Source organism: Italian clover phyllody phytoplasma str. MA1, from assembly GCF_000300695.1.
Classification (GTDB): Bacteria; Bacillota_I; Bacilli_A; order Acholeplasmatales; family Acholeplasmataceae; genus Phytoplasma.
In genome coordinates, this window is sequence record NZ_AKIM01000043.1 from 1 (window position 1) to 6,050 (window position 6,050).

Annotated in this window: 6 protein-coding genes; all 6 read right to left on the reverse strand. The window is 25.7% G+C overall.

The window, feature by feature from the left end; translation table 11 throughout:
- Positions 1-140: 140 nt before the first annotated feature.
- On the reverse strand, positions 141-365 hold the full coding sequence (locus RI01_RS03590; RefSeq protein WP_152411628.1) for a hypothetical protein: 225 nt from the start codon (positions 363-365) through the stop codon (positions 141-143).
- A gap of 260 nt (positions 366-625) precedes the next feature.
- Positions 626-1,042 (reverse strand): Hsp20/alpha crystallin family protein, encoded by a 417-nt coding sequence (locus RI01_RS02050; protein WP_017193003.1) that lies wholly within the window; start codon positions 1,040-1,042, stop codon positions 626-628.
- A 240-nt stretch (positions 1,043-1,282) separates the two neighbouring features.
- Positions 1,283-2,371, reverse strand: a complete 1,089-nt coding sequence (locus tag RI01_RS02055; protein WP_017193004.1) for a metal ABC transporter permease — start codon at positions 2,369-2,371, stop codon at positions 1,283-1,285.
- Positions 2,364-3,467: a metal ABC transporter permease gene (locus RI01_RS02060; RefSeq protein ID WP_026052446.1), complete on the reverse strand. Its 1,104-nt coding sequence runs from the start codon at positions 3,465-3,467 to the stop codon at positions 2,364-2,366. The genes RI01_RS02055 and RI01_RS02060 overlap by 8 nt, the downstream gene beginning before the upstream one ends.
- Positions 3,464-4,225: a metal ABC transporter ATP-binding protein gene (locus RI01_RS02065; RefSeq protein WP_017193006.1), complete on the reverse strand. Its 762-nt coding sequence runs from the start codon at positions 4,223-4,225 to the stop codon at positions 3,464-3,466. Before RI01_RS02065 ends, RI01_RS02060 begins: the two co-directional genes overlap by 4 nt.
- Positions 4,222-5,271, reverse strand: coding sequence for a metal ABC transporter solute-binding protein, Zn/Mn family (locus tag RI01_RS02070; protein ID WP_017193007.1), 1,050 nt, complete (start codon positions 5,269-5,271; stop codon positions 4,222-4,224). Before RI01_RS02070 ends, RI01_RS02065 begins: the two co-directional genes overlap by 4 nt.
- Between the last annotated feature and the right edge of the window lie 779 nt (positions 5,272-6,050).

Here is a 6,050-nt window from a genome sequence, read left to right on the forward strand (position 1 = left end):
AAAAAAGAAATAACGTTAAAAATTGATATATTGATATAAGACGAAAGAAGAGACTTCTTATTGCGAAAGATTATTTGAACTTGATTTTATTTAAAAAAATATTAAAAAAGAAGAGTTTAAAAAAACAAGAAAAGCGCCTGTTAAAAAAGTGGTGCTTGCAGAAAATAACGAAAAAACAACATATCAAACTTGGCCGAAATTATTATATTTATTAATTTAGTAGTTACTCCCTTAGTTTTCCTAATGATGGTTTTTTTAATTAATGAAATTTTAAACATTTTAACTTCTTTTGCAAGCATTTCGAAGCCACCTGATTTTTTAACTTCTTTTTCTTCTCTTTTTAACGATTTATTATTAAAAACCATGAAGTATAATCAAGGTTTCCGTTCTGCTGATATATATATTTTATTTTACCGATGGATCTTTATCATTTATATGATTTTTTTTATCATATATAATTTTAGATTTGTATTACGTATTTCTAAAAAAGAAAAATTACCTCAATTAACTAAATAAAAAAAACTAACTTTTTCAAGTTAGTTTTTTTATGATATATAATTCATTATTTGAAAATATCCCACAATAAAATCAATCATAGGATCTAAATGAATTAATCGATTGTTTATCATTTTAATTCTAAATATTGTTTTTCCGGTTGTTTAATAGTTTTTTTAGGAATCACTAGTTTTAATATTCCTTCTTGTAAAGTTCCTTCCACTTCTTTTAAATCGAAATTTTTATCTAAATAGAAACTACGTTTAAAAACACCTTTAAATCTTTCTTTTCTAATGAAATTAGGCTCTTTTTCTTCTTTTTCATGAGAATTATTGGCTTCAATAGTTAAGTAACCATTTTCTAAAGCGATTTTGACGTCTTCTTTTTTAAAGCCCGGTAATTCAACATTGATAATATATTGTTTATCTTGTTCTTGAATATCGGTTTTCATAATATTGTTTGTTTTAATAAAAGGGTTTAATTTGTTGATATCTTCAAAAAAATTTTCAAATAAATCTTGATTTGGATTAATTAAATTAAATAACATGAATTGAACACTCCTTTTCTATTATTTTTTATATAAAGACAAAATTAAAAAAAGCTTTCAGAAGAAACTTAAAACATTTTTTTATCTTTTATTTTAAGTTCACTTTTATTCTATCAAAAACAATTAGCACTGTCAAGAGGTGAGTGCTATTTTTTTTAAAAAAAGATTTATTTTGTTAATAATGACCTTTTTATAGTGTAAAAATATAGTTGATGATATGTAAAAGATACAAAATGCTACTTATATTCCTAATGTTTCTTGTTGTTGGATTAAAAGTTTTTCTCCTTTATGGGTTAAATGTAATTCTTCGTCTTCTAATTGAACATAACCTTCTTGAAATGATTTTTTTAAACATTTTTGATAAAAAGAAGAAGACCATTTTAAGGATTGTTGGGTTTGAACAATATTTTCTTTTTTTTCGTGGTTTTGGATATGAATCAATAAGTTAATTATCCCAAAATATTTTTTTTGTTTATTCTTTTGGATTAATTTGGTTATTACTCCGTTTTTTGTTTCAAAAATAAAGACTAATAAAAAAATTAATAACATCGCTGAAGAAATAGCACCTGATAAGGTCATATTCAACCAAATACCCGCGCTATAACCTACAAAAACCCCTAGAAAAGCGAAAAACATAGAAAATAAAACACTACTAAATAAATTTTGAGTAATTAATAAAGCGGTAGCCGCAGGTGCGATAAAAAAGGAAATCATTAGTATAGAACCCGAAATTTCAAAGGCTGCTACGGATGTTGCGGAGACTAAAGTGATTAAAATATAATTGATTAAAGTAGGATAAAAACCTAAAGAAACAGCTAAATTTTTATCAAAAAGAGATAATTTTAATTCTTTATAAAAGACTAGGAAAAAGAATAAATTCAGTAAAAAAACAGGTAAAATAATTTTAATTTTACTGCTATTGATGAATTCTAAACTACCAGTAAAAACGGCGTCAATATCTAAATGAGCATCACGAATATAAATAGTTATGATAAAGACTGCTAAAGCGAATAAAAAAGCAAAAGTAATGCCAATAGCGGCATCTTCGTTAACTTTGCTATGTTGAGAGAGGATATCGCTCAAATAAGATGTAAAAACACCTATTAACGTAGCTCCTATGATTAAATAAGGAGAATTAAGATCCCGCACTATTAAAAAAGTTAAGACAATACCTAATAAAACACTGTGACTAATAGCATCAATTACCATCGGCATTCTTTTTAAAATTAAAAAAACACCTAAAATAGAGGCAGCCATAGCTGTTAAAACTGCGATAAAAAAACTATTAAAATCAAAATTATTGCTAAATTCGGAAAAATTATTAATCATGAAATCCCCCTTTCATTAATTTTTCTACTAATTGTTGCCCTTTTGCAGTTAAAGTAATTTTTTTTTGATTATAAGCGAGGTATTTTTGTTCCAAAAAAGAAGCTTCTAGGGGATCATTTTCATTTTCTATTTGTTGATCTTTTTGGTTATAGATATGAATCAAAAATTTATATTTTTTAATTTTTTTTTGATATTGGTTGCTTTGTAAACGGGTTTTTAAAATACCATTTTTAGGGGCCAAATATAAAGAAATAAAAACAAATAAAGATAAAAATATTGTAATAATCGGACCAGTAGGAACATGTAGCCATCCTATATCAATAACGCTGAAAATAGTGCCTAAAAAACCAGCTATTAAGGAAAAAAGAGAGGCTAAAAAAATATTTATTTTTAATTTATCACTCCATTGTCGGGCAGATATGGCAGGAGCGATGATAAAAGCGCTCATTAAAACAATTCCAGCAATCCTTAAACCAATAATAACAACAGTTATGGTTAAAACATTAATGATTTTTTTCATTATTTTAGCATTAACTCCAACACTTTGAGAAAAGGAAGGGTCAAAAATAAATATTTTTAATTCTTTTTTAAACACATAAATAAAGGTTAAAACTAAAAGAGCAATTATACATACCGTATATACATCTTTTTTAGACATAGAAGCTATTTGCCCAAGGGTTAATTTTTCTAATTGAGCGATAGAAGGATTGGTGTTTTTTTGTTGTATAATAGATAAAAGCGTCTGTCCTAAACCAAAAAAAGCCGACAGAATTAAAGCCAAAATAGCGTCATATTGGATGGGCGAATTTTTTTTAATCATTTCTATTAAAGATAAAGCTATTATAGATATTATAAAAGCTCCTATGATTAAAACTAATATGCCGTGTTGTTTGGCAGAATTATCTCCCATAATTAAACCATGTATAAAATAAGCTAATACGATTCCTGGTAGAGAAACATGAGATAAAACATCTCCTACTAAAGCTTTTTTATTTAAAACCACAAAAACGCCTAAAATAGCGGCAGCTAAACCTAAAACAGCGATACCAATTAATTGATAACTAATATCATTAATTAAACGAAAAATTTCCATCATTTATCAGACTCCTCTTTATAATTATTGGAAAATTGTTTAAAAAAATCAAATTGATAAGTTTTTTTAAGGTTTTTTGGAGTAAAAACCTCTTTAACTGGTCCACTATTGATTTTTTTCACATTTAACAAAGTGACGTAATCAAAATAGTGTGTAACTGTATTTAAATCATGATGAACTACTAATAATGTTTTTCCTTGATTTTTCAACTCTTTTAAAACTGACATAATGGCTTTTTCTGTTTTAGAATCGACCCCTTGAAATGGTTCATCCATTAAATAAAAGTCTCCTTGTTGAGCTAAAGCTCTGGCTAAAAAAACTCTTTGTTGTTGACCGCCAGAAAGTTCGGAAATTTGGCGATCTTTTAAATCTAGCATTTCTACTTTTTTTAAAGCTTCTAAAGTGATTTGTTTATCTTTTTTTTTAGGTCTTTTAAACCAACCTAAAGAACCATATCTACCCATTAAAACAACTTCAAAAACGTTAATAGGGAAATTCCAATCCACAGTATTTCTTTGCGGAACATAAGCTATTTTTTTATAAATTTGTTGATATTTTTGGTTATTAAATAAAATTTCTCCTGATACTTTAGGAATTAAATTTAAAATAGCTTTTAATAAAGTTGATTTCCCCGCTCCATTAGGTCCGATAATGGCCATTATAGAACCTGGGAAGATATCTAAATCAATATCCCATAAAACCGGTTTTAAATGGTAAGCCACCGTTAAATCTTTAATAGTAATAGCTCTTTTTTTATTCATTTATTCAGTTCCTTTGTAATTATTTTGATATTATGTAAAAATGTTTGTAAATAATTTAAATTAGCGTTTAAAGAGTCGGAAAATAAACCGTTTTCACCTTCACACATTTTAATATGATAACCGTCTTTTTCTACCATTTCTTTTAAACTTTGTAATGTGTTGTTTGTCATTGAACTTTCGGTAAAAATAGCTTTTATTTGTTTATCTTTAATGTTTTGAGCTATTCTTCTAATGTCACCAATACTAGCTTCTGTTTGAGTAGAAGTGCCTTGAATAGCTTCTATTTTTAAGCGAGCTACTTTTCCAAAATAAGAAAAAGCATCATGAGAAGTGACTAAATATCTTTTGTTTTCGGGTATACTTTTTAATGCTTTGATGGCTTCGTCTATTTTCTTCATTACTGTGTTTTTATAATTTGTGAAATTATCATTTAAAATATTTTTAGCTTTTGTTTTTGTTTCGCCGTCTGTTTTTTCAGTTTTATCAATTAAGTTTTTTATTTCTTCTTTTAATAATTCTCCGGCTTCCATCCATAATTTGTAATTAAACCATATATGCGGGTCATCTACACCATCATGTTTTATTATGTGGTTATTTGGATTTTCTTTCAATTTTTCTCCAACATTAAATAATTTATCTGGCTTTTCTTCAGAAATTAATAATTGAAAAGCTTTTTCCATGTTAGCTTCTAAATGGAGCCCATTTATCACTATTAAATCACTTTGTAAAATAATCAAACGATGGTTAGGGAGAGGTTTATAATTATGAGGATCAACGCCTACTCCCATCATAGGTTTTTTTAATTCTAATAAATGATCGATCAATTGGTTATTTGGCGACTTTTTATCAGGAATGTTTTTGTCGTTAAATTTATCATATAAAATATGCTGTGTTAAATCGTATAACATATTAGTTGTGGTTACGATGGTTTTTTTATTCTTTTGGTTGATTTTTTGTTTATTTTGTTGTTGTATAAAATAAACAGAAGACAAAAAAACTAAAACAATTAAAATTGTTGAAATAACGAATACATTAATTTTTTTCATTTTTTTTCCTTTTAGTATTTTAAAATAGTTTTATGCGGTAAATGTGAATTATTTTTAATTTAACAGCTTTTTTGATCTATTGTGGGGAGTGGGGATTGATATATAGTATTGCTTTAATGTTTAAAAGAGAAAAACAATTATCGCATCAAAAAAAGCAACATTCATACAATTTATATTTATCCCCTTTATGGATTAAAAAGGATATTTTATATTTTTTTCGATATATCAGATTCGGAAAGGAAATTTTTGAATCAAAAATGAGGGCATTTATAACAAAAGATAGTATTATTAATATAAAAGCGGAATTAAATTTATAATTTTGTGGTGTATTTTAACATATTTTAGGTTATATCGTAATAAAATGAATTGTTAATTCGTGGTTATAAAAGGTAATTGTTTTAAAAATTTTTTTAATAACTAATAATAACTAATAAATAAACCTATGATTCGTTAATAGATATTTTTTTGATAAATTAATCTAATAATGTGATTAGAAAAAAATCTATTTTGTTGGAACTTAATGATTGTTAATGATTAATTATCTCTAAAAAAAGGATTATATTGTTAATAATGAGATTTATTTTAAATAATTTATACGTTGTTGAAATTACTACATTTTTATTATACTCTTTTTTTGTTTTTAAAAACATTTTTTTTAACAAAAAAGAGATATTTAGCAACATTTTCTTGGTTAAAAGCTTATTCCATCTTGAAAGAGTAGGTGATAAGTGAATAAAGTTGTTTTTCTATTTAAATAAAATTTAAACAAAAGGAGATTT